A 13,850-nucleotide genomic window follows, 5' to 3' on the forward strand; every position below is an offset into this window, starting at 1 on the left:
AACATGAAAAAAATTTGGTTAATTTTCTCTAGCATAATGCTGTTGTCTTTTGCAGTATTAGTTTGGGTAGGTACAGAAATCTATCAGAAACAACCTCCAATTCCAGACAAAGTAATTGTTCAAGAAACAGGTGAAGTTCTTTTTACAAAAGACGATATTCAAACTGGTCAGAATGTATGGGAATCAATTGGAGGTATGGAAATGGGCTCTATTTGGGGACACGGTAGTTATGTTGCTCCAGATTGGTCTGCAGATTGGATACATAAAGAAGCTATCTATATTCTAAATAACTGGTCGGAAAAAGAGTTTGCTAAAGAATATGAGCAATTGCCTGCTGTAGATCAAAGAATACTTCAAGTTAAATTAAGGGCAGCTATAAAAACCAATACGTACAACAGTTCAACAAAAGAAATAACTATTTCCAGATTAAGGTTAGCTGCTATTCAGAAAAACATGAATTACTATGCTGCATTGTTTAAAAATGGGAATGCTAAATATGCAATGCAAAAAGGAGTTCTTACGGATAAAAGTAAACTCTTTCAATTAAATGCATTCTTATTTTGGACTTCTTGGGCGGCAAGTACAGATAGACCTGACCAAGACTATACGTATACTTCTAATTGGCCTCACGAACCTTTAATTGGTAATACGTTAACAAATGACTCTATGATTTGGTCTGGGTTTTCTGTTATATTACTAATCTTATTTATCGGAATTCTAACGTTCTACTATTTAAAAACTCACGAAGGAGAAGAGGGAATTGCAAAGCCAACGGCTGATCCTATGAAGAGTTTTAAATTGGTACCATCACAAAAAGCAGTATTAAAATACTATATCGTAATTTCTTTACTAATAGCATTACAGGTGGTTTTAGGTGCTATAACCGTACATTATACTGTTGAAGGACAAGGCTTTTTTGGCTTTGAACTTTCTAAATTCTTACCTTATGTAGTAACACGTACTTGGCATACACAACTTGCTGTATTCTGGATTGCGGCAACATGGTTAGCAACTGGTTTATTCTTAGCACCAATTGTAAGTGGTAAAGAAATGAAAGTACATATTTACGGTATTAATTTCTTATTTGTAGCTCTACTTATTATTGTTCTAGGTTCTATGGCAGGAGAATGGTTAGGTGTTCATCAATTCTTTGATCTTACTACTAATTTCTTCTTTGGGCATCAAGGATACGAATATGTTGATTTGGGTAGGTTCTGGCAAATTTTATTAGGTGTAGGCTTAGTGTTATGGATGATAATGGTGGGTAGGCACGTAGTTTATGGAATCAGAAAAAATGATGATTCTAAACACTTACTTATTATCCTTCTTATCTCTGTAATGGCCATCGGAATGTTCTTTTTCTCTGGTTTGGTATATGGAGAAAACAGTAGTTTACCTGTTATTAATTATTGGAGATGGTGGTTAGTTCACCTTTGGGTTGAAGGATTTTTTGAAGTATTTGCCACAGTTGTAATCGCCTTTATATTCTTTAAATTAGAAATTATATCTGTAAAAACAGCTAGTTTTACTGCAATAACATCTGCTTGTATATTTTTATCTGGGGGATTATTGGTACGTTACATCATTTGTATTTTTCTGGAACACCAGTACAAGCTATTGCTCTTGGTGCCACATTTAGTGCTTTAGAGGTAGTTCCTTTAACATTAATGGGCTTCGAAATTTTTGAGAGTTGGAACATCTTAAAAAGCTACGATTGGATTAAAAAATATAAATGGCCAATTTTCTTCTTTATATCCGTATCATTTTGGAATATGTTAGGTGCTGGAGTGTTTGGTTTCTTAATTAACCCTCCTATTGCATTGTACTATATACAAGGGTTAAATACCACGGCTGTTCATGCACATACAGCATTATTTGGTGTGTATGGTATGTTAGGTATGGGCTTTATTATTCTTTGTTTAAGACTTTCTACATCAGAAATCTGGGAAGAAAAACACCTAAAAAGAGCATTTTGGTGTTTAAATATAGGGTTAATTACTATGGTGGTAATAAGTTTATTACCAATTGGAATAATTCAATTTTATACCTCTCTTACAAAAGGGTATTCTTATGCAAGAAGTTCTGACTTACTCTATTCTCCATTAGTTCAAACATTAAAATGGAGTAGAATACTAGGAGATGTCATTTTCTCTATAGGTATTTATTATTTCTGTCTTTTCACTGTAAAACAGACTATTAAAGCCATTAAATCAAATTAAAAGTAGTAAAATCAAGTACAAAAGTTATTTGATTTTACTACCAATTGATTATTTTCACTTAGAGAGTAGTTTATTTCTAATAACTGCTCTCTAACCCTTAACTCATATTTCTAATAAAAATTAAATACTATGTCAGATCAACCTTGGTTACCCACTTTAATAACTTCTACTCCACAAGAAGGGTACGAGTTAGCTATCAAATTGTCTAGAATGGGAGTAAAATCAACTCAACCTAATGTTGAATTATTAAAGAAAATGCGTCCAGATTATGCAGAAAATGCTGATAGTTTAACGAAAGCATCGCAAGTAATTGCTATCAACTTTCAAACTGTAGCTGCAGCCAATAATTATTGGAGATAAGACAGCCTTTTTATAGTAAAAACAGCTTCTAAATCAGTTTGGAAGCTGTTTTTTGATAAAGAGTATTGCTGTTTTAAACATAATATTCAACCTCATAAAGCTGGAGACCTGAGTTATTATACAGATTTGCATAAGGTGTTTGTTTTCTTGTCTTTCTGAAAAAAGCAATTGCTTTTTCTTTATTTTTAAACCTTTTATACTTTTTTGACCAATAAACCATTGTTGCTTCAGGTATTTCTATAGGCTCAAAACAAAGGTAATTAACCACTGCATTCCAGTCTTTAAACTCATTACTACCAAAATGCAATAAGTCTCCTTCAAACTGATTAGCACCATTAGCATGTGGTCTATCATCAATTAAGAAATCACCTTTATTTAACTGTTTGTTGTGTGTCAATATTAATCTTTTGTTAAATTGATCTCCAAAGTGTTTTTCAATCCAAAGTCGTTTTTCTTTCCATGCATTTGGATTGGACCAAGGAGCAGTAGAAAGGAAATAAATATCAAATAGTTTCGATAATTTTTTAATGCTTGATATAGCATCTTTTATAGGTGGCATTTGCAAAAAGAAACCTGGTTCGTTTTTTAATTCTGAGGCAGTATAATCCACAGTAACACCGTCCATATCAATGTATAGAATTTGCTTATTCATATGTATTTTTTAGGTAAAAGATTTTTTAGAAGCCAGTTTAAAACCGACATTGATTAATATATGATAGTAGAACGTAAGCTAGATACGTGCTTTAAATTAATTTTGGAGATTATATGGATTTTAACCTTTTGTCTAATTGGTAACATAATTCTAAAAATTACAAACGTCTCTCGTTTGGTAGTAAATTACTTTGATTAGCGTCAATACGTACCCTCTAAAAAGATCATTTTAGTATCAAAGAAACATAGACATTCCTTAAATTTATTTTTAATAAATTAATTGATCTTTAAGTGCTATTTTTGGGACATTAAAGTTATCCCAAAAGTCTTTATTGTATTTAACAGTGCCATATTGGCTATCTTGTGCTTCTTTATCATTACACTTGCTTACAATATCGTTCGTTTTGTTATAAGGTATATAAACTTTATGATCGTTTATATTTACATCCTCCTCTAAAAATTCATTATAACCTTGTACATAATTATCCCATACTCCATAGACTACATCATACTTACCATTGAAATTTTTATTATACTTAGTACTATAAATTCTTTCTGATAATGAAAGTTGAAGAGGTAATAAATTTTTGTCATTACGTTTATAAAGTTTGTAGAATGCGTCTGTCATTATTTTGGGATCAGTTATATTGATGCATTTAAATTCTAAAACTGCGTAATCTATTGGATTGATAGTAATATAAAACTCTTCTTTTATATGTGAATATCTTTGTTTTTTAGGATAGACCTTTAGCAAATAAAACCTATCATCTTCTATCAATTCAAAATTATATTTCTTAAGCTGTTTATTTTGAAAAATTGAATTGGTAAGAATGGGGTTTGCTATATCATGATGAAACTTTTTTGCACTAAAATAGAAGCTTTTAAAAGGTTTAAAATCAAAAAGTCTATTCTCTGTAATCATACTATTCGCTTCATTACCATAATATGAAAAATAGTATTGACCGAAATACTCATAATTATATCGAAGTTTATTATTTCTTGTGATTTTATGTCTTACAAAAAAGTCTAAATTATAAGGCTTCAGATCATAATTTTTGTCTAAATTTTCAAGTACTTTATTAAAAATATGTTCGGCAAAATTACCTTCAGAAAAAATTGTCAATTCATTAAGGGTAATTTCTGAAGGCTTCAAATTAAAATCTAGATTCAGTCCATTAAAAACTATTTCTTTTTTTTCATAACCACTTGAAGATAGTAATAAGGTATCACCTGGTTTAATAGAGATTTCATACTTACCATCTACATCACACACAGTTCCTGCTTGTGTCCCTTTAATTTTAAGAAGACAGAAACTAACTGGAGTACCATCTACTTGATTCAATACTTCTCCTCTTTTATACGCTCCTGTTTTTTTTAATATTTTTGTAGAAGTTATAAGAGGGTAGCTGTTTGTTATAAATGAGGTGTCAAATTGTATATCTTGTTTTTCCTCAATTTGGTGCATAGGTGTAATTTCTTTCTGAAAAATGATCGCATCAAATACTTCTGACCATTTTCCTTTCAAGGGCGTATATTCTATAGAAGAGGAAGAAAAAAGACTATCTTTTAGATGTGTAGTATTAAGATCAATAATTGTAATACTATCCATTTTATTACAATCATCTTCAAATTTTCCATTATAATTTAAAACAACTCTTTTGGCTTCATTTATATCTTCAAACCAATATTTATAACTTCCTGTTCCCCCAGTATACCCAATACTAATTACTTGCTTGCCAAGTTCTTTTGCAATTTCACCACCCATAGGTTTAAAAGCTTTTATCTCCTCATTTTCAAAACTTGAGAAATCCTGTGCAAAATGAGCGGAAGCACCCCAACAGATAATCTTTGCTTTTGGGTATTTATTGGCATAATAGATTACATTTTTTGCCATTTGTAGATCTCTGGGATTAGCCATTTTTGCTTTGAAATCTTTTTCTTCAACCTCAAAAACACCTGACTTTAGTATCAATAAATACTCTTTATAATTCTTTAAACCTTGCTGCAGAAAATCATCTCCCTCAACAAGTTTACTAAGTTTATTAATTTTAGAGATATATAGTCCTAATGGGTATTCTTTAAAAGGATAATACGCTTCATTAACTACACCATCAAAAACATAAAAGAAACTCTCCCATTTCTCTTTATCCTCTATTGGTGTATATAATCTTAATGAATCAATAAAACTTGAATACATATGATCGGATGAAAATTGAAGATCAAATCCACCGACTTCAAGCGTCTTTTTTTGTTCTGCTAAATAATCTAATAAAGGTTGAAATTCTTCAGATTTTGTCCATACAGGAAAAATAGCATCGGATAAGTTTTCTCTATAATTTGCAGTTGAGTCAGTTCTAGAGAAAAAACCTAAATCAATAAACCCTGACTCAAATAGAATAAGATTAAACCCTTTCTTTTGATGTAAATATTTTACAAGTTCTGTGTTCGTTTTTATTACACTTCCTTCACGATGAGACATTTCACTTAAAAGAACAATTCTTTTATCTTTAACTAAACCTGAGAAGTTTGTGATAAATTCGTCTGTCAATTTTTGAGAAAATAGTTTTGTAGATGACAAAATAGTCATAAATAAAAACAGAATGTAAACCTTGATAGTAGTTGTTGGAAAGAGCATTATATTTATAAAATAGTCAGTTATGTAGTATTGTTATAGCATGGAATGTATTACTGCTCGAAAATCACCTCATAAAGGTGCCATATTCATACCTCATTTGAAAAATTCTAATAACCACATAAAAAGTGAATGCACCTATTAGAAGTTGCTTAAAGATATCTTTTTTAGAATTGTTTTTAGTTTTCATTTTAATCTTAATTTTTGAATGTTAATCATGCATCATAATCGTACTAGTAATGCATTGACACAAGTATAATATATTGATTTTTAGTAAAAAACCATTGTATAATGTTAGGGGCGTTTTAACTATTGAAATTACTACTTTAAAATTTAAATTATCTAGTAATAAGATGTTTACCTATAATGTAAAGTTTGTTTATGTAGGGGATCTTAGAAAATTTTTGATGCCAATATTATAGAATTAAAGTCACTTATTTTTCAATTTCTCCAATCCAGCTAAATCTCTGATCTTTAAGGTAAGCTTCAATAATTTTATTTGCCTTATCCTCCGAGCAGTCTATGAATTCTACGATCATTTCACTCTTTTTTACAGTGTCATTATCACTCGTAAGTATTTTTCTGATACCGCTAATTTTTTCTTTACTTTCCATTTTTTTAATTTATATGAATTACAAATATACAGTTACCTATTGAGCATTAATACTCTTAAGCAAAAAAACACCTACATAATCTTTAATTACGTAGGTGCTTGGTATAAATTTTAATTTCTATTAGTACGTCAATAGTTTAACATATCTACTCACTCGCTCACCAGAAGACAGGTTCTTATCTACAGATCTAGTAACTTTCGTTACTGGATTATATTCCGTAGTTTTGCTTGAATCACTTGTATCTTCTTCAGAGGTTGCATAGAATTTATCTCTTAAAAAATTAAAATAACTAAGCGTTAATTGATTGAGAGTAAATGTAGTATTAGTGGTTTCAATAGTATACATTTCTTTTAAAAATGCTACCGATGGTCTTTGTACAGTTTGCGTTACACCTCGTATTTCTACAGTCTGATCTCCAGATGTCCATGTAGCAGTAGTAGAATATTCTAAAAGAGACCCTAAAGTTATTACTTTGGATGAAGGGTCTATTTTATACACTAGATAACTTGCTGTTAAGATATTTGTAGTTATATCTGTAATATACTCATCTGGTTGAATTGGAAATAAATCTCCTACTTCTGGAATTGTTGTCGTTACTTCAAAAGTTTCTGATTTAACTTCTTCATTATCATCATAAATAGCATAAATTCTAACATAATATTTAGTACTTACAGACAACTCTATAGCATTTGCCGAAATTGAATTTTGGTAAATAAGATCTTCATCTTCTATTGATTTAGAAGAATTTGTAAACTCTTTATTAATAGAATATTCTAATCCATACGTTGTTGGTATTTCACCTATTAAAACTATATCTGCTCCAATTCTTACACTCACATAATCATAAGCATTTGTTAATGTACTTAGGTTTGAAAAAGTTAAAGCTCTTTGATCGTGCAAAATAGTTGCAGATGGTGTGAGTTTTTGAGAAGTACCATAATAAATTACCCCATCATTTCCTTTCACATAGGTATTTATATAATAAGTTACAGTTCTATCCATATTATCATATGAATGAGAAAAAGTAGCATCAGTTGTATTCAGATTAACAGATAAACTAGTATTATCATCAATTTTACCATCTACAAGAGTAGATAATAAAATACCACTTTCTTCTACTTCATTACTAATATTATCTGCGTAATTTCCATTAACAGTAATATTAAAAGATTCATATTCATTTAATACAAACCCAATACTATCTATCGTAATATTTGTAAGATATGGTTCTGGAGTTGGTGTTACATCTGGATCGTCATTATCATTACAAGAAAAAAATGATATCATGAACAATAGCGGAATACTATACTTTAATTTCATAGGTTTATAATATTGAGTAATAATAAAAATAGGTTGACTCTTTGATTAGGCTGTTAAATACAAATCATAAATGAAATGCACACTTTAGATTGCTTATCACCAATTTAGTAGATTAAATTATAAGGTGATTAAAGAAAATAGGAATTCGATCTTATAGTAGAATTAATTATTAAAAAAGTTCAATGTTTTAGAAATGTGCTTAAAATTATTGCATAAAAAAAGAGGATCAAGTAAATAAATTACTTGTCCTCCTTCAAAAAAACTACGCTAATAATTACAATATTTTCAACCCTTGAATAAATTTATAGAGTTTCTTAAATTCTTCATTATCTTTTAAAAGAGGGTTATTTTTTAATGCATCAAGTACTTTTATGGGATCTCTTTCCTCATAATTAAATGATGTAGAAATATCGTTATCCTTATTCTTTAAGTTGGTTGTTTTTCCAAGAATTATTCTTGCTGTAGTCTGGTTCCTAACAATGTTCTTTTCAAAAATTGTTTTATCAGGATACTTCTTTCCCCAATCATTAAACTCTATCAAATCATTTTCCATTTCAGGAATTTCTTTGTTTGGAATAATCACAATATTATGATGAATATCTGTATTTTCTAATGGCCCAGTTACATGAAAAGTAGGAGCAAAATACCTTTTGTTGTGTGCCTTGTACGGGCGTATTCCATCGTTGATACTAAGATTATATTTTACAATTGTATTTACTGTTCCATTGTTTAATGGTTCCCCTAGAGAAAATCCGTTATTACAAATTAAAATAAAACCGCCCCAGTTATTATAACTTAGGTTGTATTGAATTGTGGTATTAAAACAATTGTAATCAGAATCATATCCTTGTCCATCCCATTTTGCTCTATGATCACTAACGCTATTAAATTGAATAACCGTATTATCGCTACTCCATGGCCAAATTCCTGCAGCTGCATCTCCGACAGGCATAGAGTCAATGCCTTTTCTTATTACATTGTACTCTATCAGCGTACCGTCTGTTGCAATTGGAACAATACCATCACCAGGAATATTCTCTATTAAATTTCCTCGAATTACCACTTGTAAACTTGGGTGCCATTCTGTACGTTTTGCATACCCTTTAGAGTTAATTGCATTACGTTCGCAATGGTGCATAAAGTTATTAAGTATCTGTAGATCAATAAAACGAGTTTTCACTTTATTACCCATATTTTGCCAAAGAATTGCAGAACCACCCCCTTTCTTTTTCTCAAAAAGTCCGTTCACATCAAAAATTTCAAGACCTTCTAAAACAATATGATGACAATCTCCAAAGTCTTCAGCACGCACAATTACACCTCTTCTTTTGCCTTTTCGTTCTGCTCCTTTGTTAGTTATTTTAAGATTTCTCACCTCAAAATACTCTACATTATATAAAAGTAACGTGGCTTCTTTTTTTCCTTTTCCATTGATCTGTGGATGTTCACCCTTTCCGTAGCGATCAATTTTAATTACATCTTCTTTTGTACCAGAACCTTGTGGTTTTAACTGACCGTTGTACGATGTTCCTGCTGCAAATAAAACAGCATCTCCGGGTTGTAATACTTTTTGATTTACCTTCCAGAGAGATTTCCAAGCTTTCTTTTTTGATGTACCCTCATTTTTATCATTCCCATTTGCTGCATCCACATAATAATTAGTGGCTGAAACTAAAGAAGATAGCAGCATAAAAATGCCAAGTAAGTTTACTATTTTCATAATTGATGTATTTGAAAAAAGGTTTATAACACATTACCTGGCTTGTTCCAAACAACAGTTTTTAGTTTCCCTTCAAACTCATTGATTAACTTATTATATTTCTTGTTAGCAGCCAAATTGTTCCATTCGTAAGGATCTTTCTTTAAATCATAAAGTAAATATTCTCCTTCTTTAGTAATTGTAAATCTATATTGATCTGTTACTAAACCGTAGCTTTCTTGGGCACAAGTATACACTAAATCTTCCCAATCTACTTTCTCTCCTTTTAATAAAGGCACTAGGCTTTTACCATGCAATTGGGTTCCTTCAGCCATTTCAGACTCCGTTAAAGCCATTAATGTTGGATAGATATCAATGTTTTGAACCAAATTTTCTATTACTTTAGGCGTTTTAGAATGAGGCATTTTTATAATCAAAGGACTTCTTAATGCAACATTGTACCCTGTGTTTTTTCTCCATTTCCCATGGTCTGTAAGGTGGTATCCGTGGTCTCCCCAAACTACAATAATGGTATTATCATATACTCCTTCTTCTTTTAAGGCTTTAATTACTTTGCCCATTTGTGCATCGGCATAAGTAGTACTTGCCATATATCCCCGAATTAATTTTTGAGCTGTTTCATCAGATACTCCTTCGTTCCAAACTTCGCTTCCTTTTCTTCCGCCAAAGGGCTCATTCGACATATCTTTTTTAGCATCTTTAGGAAGGTAAGCCAACTTACCCGCATCTTCTGGATACATATCAAAATATTTCTTTGGTGCTACCCACGGCATATGAGGTCTTGCAAAACCACAAGCAATCATGAAAGGTTTACTTTTATCTCTCTTCCTTTTAATATATGAAACTACATCGTCTGCAACTTTACCATCATTTAGCATATTATCTGGGCAATCTACAGAAGCATACATTAAAGATCCTGGTCCAGAACCTTTTTCATGATAGATATCTATCTGATCTTGTCTACCACCAATTTCTACAATTCTTTTTTCAATTTCTGGGCCTCCATCATGGTATTCACTCGTCCAATATTTACCTGCAATATCCCAAGAAGATTTATCTCCACCAGGTACTTTTCCATGGTATAACTTTCCTCTAGTTGCCGTCCAATAGCCGTTGTCTCTTAACTGCCCCGGCCATGTTTTTTGCATTGCAATCATTTTAGGGAAAGTTATTTTTTGTCCTTTAGGTGCCCATTTATTATCAAAACGAACTCCTGTAAGCATTGCTGCTCTAGATGGTAAACACAAAGGATAACTCACATAAGCTCTATTAAAGCGAACCGCTTGATCTGCCAATAAATCAATGTTAGGTGTATGAGGCTCTGGCTCTCCATAGGCGCCTATTAATGGCCTTAGATCATCATAGGCAATAAATAAAATGTTCGGTTTATCTTGTCCGTAAGTAATAAGACTAGCGCCAAAGAGTAATAATAAAATGTAATACGTTTTCATTTTTAGTCTGTTTAATTCATTTCAAAAAGTGTAACAAACACTGTGTTAAAACAACACAGTGTCCAATTACCTTAAATAGTCACTTCATCATCATGCAATATTTTGATGAATTTGTAGTATTCACACAAACAGATTCCATTGCTCCATTATAGAGAAATACTGTTGTTTATTTGTTTCAATAATTATGTAGTTATCAATCATTTAAAATGATATCACCACTTATTTCCCATTAGTAAAAATAATAACGAATGCCGAAAATTTCCTCTTCTACATTCGTTATTGAGATTGTTTCTGTATAAAAACTAACTTGTACTAAAAATTGAATAATTTACACATGGGTAAAACATTACCCTATTCAATGTTTTACTTAAATATCTAGTTTCCTTGTGGTTTTTATTTTAACGGTAGCCGTAGTTAGCCCCTCAGATTTTGCTTTAATTTTTATATCACCCGTTTGCCCCTTTACGCTTTTAATAATCAACATACATAACCCATTAAATGCTTTTCTGTTGTTACCTTGGAACGATTCTACAGTTGCTGCATTACCATTACCAACTCCTGCAATTGTACCCACTCCTTCTACTTCAAAAGTGACTAAACTACTTGCTAAAGGACAAAAATTACCGTCTTTATCTTCTACTCTTACTGTTACAAAAGAAAGGTCTGAACCATCTGCTGTAATCACGTGCTTATCTGGAACAACAGTTAATTTTGCAGGTGCACCAGCCGTTACAATCACTTTCTCTGCAGCTACTTTACCATCTTTATAAGCAACAACTTTTAATTCACCCGGCTCGTAAGCTACGTTCCAATTTAAACGATAAGGAGAATCCCATGTTTTTTCTGGTTGCTTCCAAAATTTAAAATCTGCTGGGATAGTGGTTTTGTCAACACCCATCACTTTTTTCCCTAATGATTTTCCATTTAAGAAAAGCTCTGCTTCGTCGCAGTTGGTGTAACAGTACACTGGTATTTCTTCTTGATCAGCACCTTCCCAATTCCAATGTGGTAAAATATGTACCATTGGTTTTTCAGTCCATCTACTTTGATAATAATAGAATCTATCTTTTGGAAAACCACATAAATCTACAATTCCAAAATAAGAACTTCTTGATGGCCAATCACCTGTCCATTTTCCATTTGTTTCGTTATCTCTGCCATTAAACGGAGTAGGTTCTCCTAAATAATCAAAACCTGTCCAAACAAACTCACCTAAAGAACGTGTCATTGTTTCTTGTGCATACGTCTCAAAATCTGGAGGGTATGCCCACGGAGGACTAATAATATCATAGCTTGTTATTTGGAAAGAATCATGCTTTTCGTAATTCTCTAACGGTAAATGATATACACCTCTAGAACTTACTACAGACGATGTTTCTGAACCATAAACAATATAATTAGGGTCCATTGCCAATAAGTTATCGTATTGTGTAGGTTTGTAATTCATACCAATAATATCTACTGCATCCGCTAATCCGTTTTTTACAAACTGAGGGTAGATACTTAAACCAGCAGAAACAGGTCTAGTAGGGTCTTCATCATGACAAATATCTACAAGTGCTTTTGCTAATTCTCCTCCATTTTCATGTCTTTGCTCCTTTATTTCGTTGCCAATACTCCACATTACAACAGAAGGGTGATTACGATCGCGTTTAATCATATCTCTTAAATCCCTTTCGTGCCATTCGTCCCAAACGGTATTGTACCCATTTTCTACTTTAGGCGCTTTCCACTCATCAAAGGCTTCTACCTGAACAAGTATTCCTAGTTTATCACAAATTTCTAATTGCTCTGGCGACGGTGGGTTATGGCTAGTACGAATGGCATTTACACCCATACTTTTCATTATTTCTAACTGGCGTTGTGTTGCACGGTAATTTACAGCTGCCCCTAAAGGACCTAAATCATGATGCATACAAACTCCCTTAAACCTTGTAGGCTTTCCGTTTAATAAGAAACCTTTATCACGAGAGTAGTCGATCGTACGCACACCAAACGATGTTGCGTACGAATCAATTACTTGGTTATTGTTTAAGATAATTGAAGTTGTAGTGTATAAATATGGATTTTCAGTATCCCATAAAATAGGATTACTGATTTCAATTTCTTGTTTAATAACAGACGATTTATTTTTTTCAGCATCAAAGTTAGACGCTAAAACACCGACTTGTTGTCCCTCTTTATCTAGAATAATAGTTTTTAAAGTGTACTTCCCTTTTTGAGTTGTTTGGTTTTCTATAGTTGTTTCTATAGCTACCACTGCACTTTTTTCTTCTACTTTTGGGGTAGTTATATACGTTCCCCAATGTGCAACATGAACAGGATTTTCTATATCTAACCACACATTTCTATATATTCCTGCACCAGGATACCATCTAGCAGATAAATCTTTTGGAGCAACACGTACCGCCAAAATATTCTCTTTACCATACTTAATATAGGGTGTTAAGTCTACTTCAAAACCGATATAACCAAACGGGCGAGCACCCACTTTTTCACCATTAAGGTACACTTCTGCATTGTTCATCACTCCATCGAAAGCAACTTTAATGATGTTCCCTTTCTGTGCTTCTGAAATTGAGAAATTTTTACGATACCAAGCAGTACCAAAAATTGGTAATCCGCCAGTTCTCGCATCATGTTTCTCATCAAAAGGTCCTTCAATAGCCCAATCATGCGGTAAATTTAATTTTCGCCAACTGCTATCGTCAAATTCCTTATTTGCTTCTGTTCCTATTTCTCCCTTTTTAAAGGTCCAATCTTGGTTAAAAGACTGACGTGCTAGTGGTACTTCGTTCTCATAAGTTGAACAAAATCCCGTAGTACTTATTGCTAAAAACAATAGTACACTAAAAAATTGTTTGTACATTCTTGTATAGTTGC

At 32.0% G+C, this 13,850-nt stretch carries 10 protein-coding genes; 3 read left to right on the forward strand and 7 right to left on the reverse strand.

What is annotated here, in order from left to right:
* Positions 1 to 3: 3 nt before the first annotated feature.
* The 3 genes from EI427_RS21440 to EI427_RS21445 all read left to right on the forward strand — a co-directional run bounded on the left by EI427_RS21440 (position 4) and on the right by EI427_RS21445 (position 2,579).
* On the forward strand, positions 4 to 1,647 hold the full coding sequence (locus EI427_RS21440) for a hypothetical protein (RefSeq protein ID WP_205727988.1): 1,644 nt from the start codon (positions 4 to 6) through the stop codon (positions 1,645 to 1,647).
* Positions 1,587 to 2,219, forward strand: coding sequence for a cbb3-type cytochrome c oxidase subunit I (locus EI427_RS26185; RefSeq protein ID WP_205727989.1), 633 nt, complete (start codon positions 1,587 to 1,589; stop codon positions 2,217 to 2,219). Before EI427_RS21440 ends, EI427_RS26185 begins: the two co-directional genes overlap by 61 nt.
* Before the next feature lie 129 nt (positions 2,220 to 2,348).
* Positions 2,349 to 2,579 (forward strand): hexameric tyrosine-coordinated heme protein, encoded by a 231-nt coding sequence (locus tag EI427_RS21445; protein ID WP_126618862.1) that lies wholly within the window; start codon positions 2,349 to 2,351, stop codon positions 2,577 to 2,579.
* A gap of 73 nt (positions 2,580 to 2,652) precedes the next feature.
* Here the strand turns inward: EI427_RS21445 and EI427_RS21450 are convergent, their stop codons facing one another.
* From EI427_RS21450 to galB, 7 genes are all read right to left on the reverse strand, one after another.
* On the reverse strand, positions 2,653 to 3,231 hold the full coding sequence (locus EI427_RS21450; RefSeq protein ID WP_126618863.1) for a 5' nucleotidase, NT5C type: 579 nt from the start codon (positions 3,229 to 3,231) through the stop codon (positions 2,653 to 2,655).
* 267 nt (positions 3,232 to 3,498) lie between these two features.
* Positions 3,499 to 5,817 carry a carboxypeptidase-like regulatory domain-containing protein gene (locus EI427_RS21455; RefSeq protein ID WP_170178567.1) on the reverse strand — a complete coding sequence of 773 codons (2,319 nt, stop codon included), beginning with the start codon at positions 5,815 to 5,817 and terminating at the stop codon, positions 3,499 to 3,501.
* Between the two features lie 479 nt (positions 5,818 to 6,296).
* Positions 6,297 to 6,476 (reverse strand): hypothetical protein, encoded by a 180-nt coding sequence (locus tag EI427_RS21460; RefSeq protein ID WP_126618865.1) that lies wholly within the window; start codon positions 6,474 to 6,476, stop codon positions 6,297 to 6,299.
* Between the two features lie 120 nt (positions 6,477 to 6,596).
* The gene (locus EI427_RS21465; protein WP_170178568.1) at positions 6,597 to 7,763 is read right to left on the reverse strand and encodes a hypothetical protein; all 1,167 of its coding nucleotides are present in this window, start codon (positions 7,761 to 7,763) and stop codon (positions 6,597 to 6,599) included.
* 307 nt (positions 7,764 to 8,070) lie between these two features.
* Entirely contained in the window at positions 8,071 to 9,516 is a 1,446-nt protein-coding gene (locus EI427_RS21470; RefSeq protein WP_126618868.1) for a right-handed parallel beta-helix repeat-containing protein, read from the reverse strand.
* Between the two features lie 23 nt (positions 9,517 to 9,539).
* Positions 9,540 to 10,967, reverse strand: coding sequence for a sulfatase (locus EI427_RS21475; RefSeq protein ID WP_126618870.1), 1,428 nt, complete (start codon positions 10,965 to 10,967; stop codon positions 9,540 to 9,542).
* A gap of 367 nt (positions 10,968 to 11,334) precedes the next feature.
* A complete protein-coding gene (gene galB, locus EI427_RS21480; RefSeq protein WP_126618872.1) occupies positions 11,335 to 13,836 on the reverse strand; it encodes a beta-galactosidase GalB in 2,502 nt (833 codons plus the stop codon).
* Positions 13,837 to 13,850 lie beyond the last annotated feature (14 nt).

It is taken from the genome of Flammeovirga pectinis, assembly GCF_003970675.1.
In the GTDB taxonomy this organism is placed as follows: domain Bacteria; phylum Bacteroidota; class Bacteroidia; order Cytophagales; family Flammeovirgaceae; genus Flammeovirga; species Flammeovirga pectinis.

Coding starts and splice junctions, on each gene's coding strand:
- EI427_RS21440 (WP_205727988.1), top strand. CDS start 4: ATGAAAAAAATTTGGTTAATTTTCTCTAGCATAATGCTGTTGTCTTTT.
- EI427_RS21455 (WP_170178567.1), bottom strand. CDS start 5,817: ATGACTATTTTGTCATCTACAAAACTATTTTCTCAAAAATTGACAGAC.
- EI427_RS21475 (WP_126618870.1), bottom strand. CDS start 10,967: ATGAAAACGTATTACATTTTATTATTACTCTTTGGCGCTAGTCTTATT.
- EI427_RS21460 (WP_126618865.1), bottom strand. CDS start 6,476: ATGGAAAGTAAAGAAAAAATTAGCGGTATCAGAAAAATACTTACGAGT.
- EI427_RS21450 (WP_126618863.1), bottom strand. CDS start 3,231: ATGAATAAGCAAATTCTATACATTGATATGGACGGTGTTACTGTGGAT.
- EI427_RS21445 (WP_126618862.1), top strand. CDS start 2,349: ATGTCAGATCAACCTTGGTTACCCACTTTAATAACTTCTACTCCACAA.
- EI427_RS21470 (WP_126618868.1), bottom strand. CDS start 9,516: ATGAAAATAGTAAACTTACTTGGCATTTTTATGCTGCTATCTTCTTTA.
- galB (WP_126618872.1), bottom strand. CDS start 13,836: ATGTACAAACAATTTTTTAGTGTACTATTGTTTTTAGCAATAAGTACT.
- EI427_RS21465 (WP_170178568.1), bottom strand. CDS start 7,763: ATGATATCATTTTTTTCTTGTAATGATAATGACGATCCAGATGTAACA.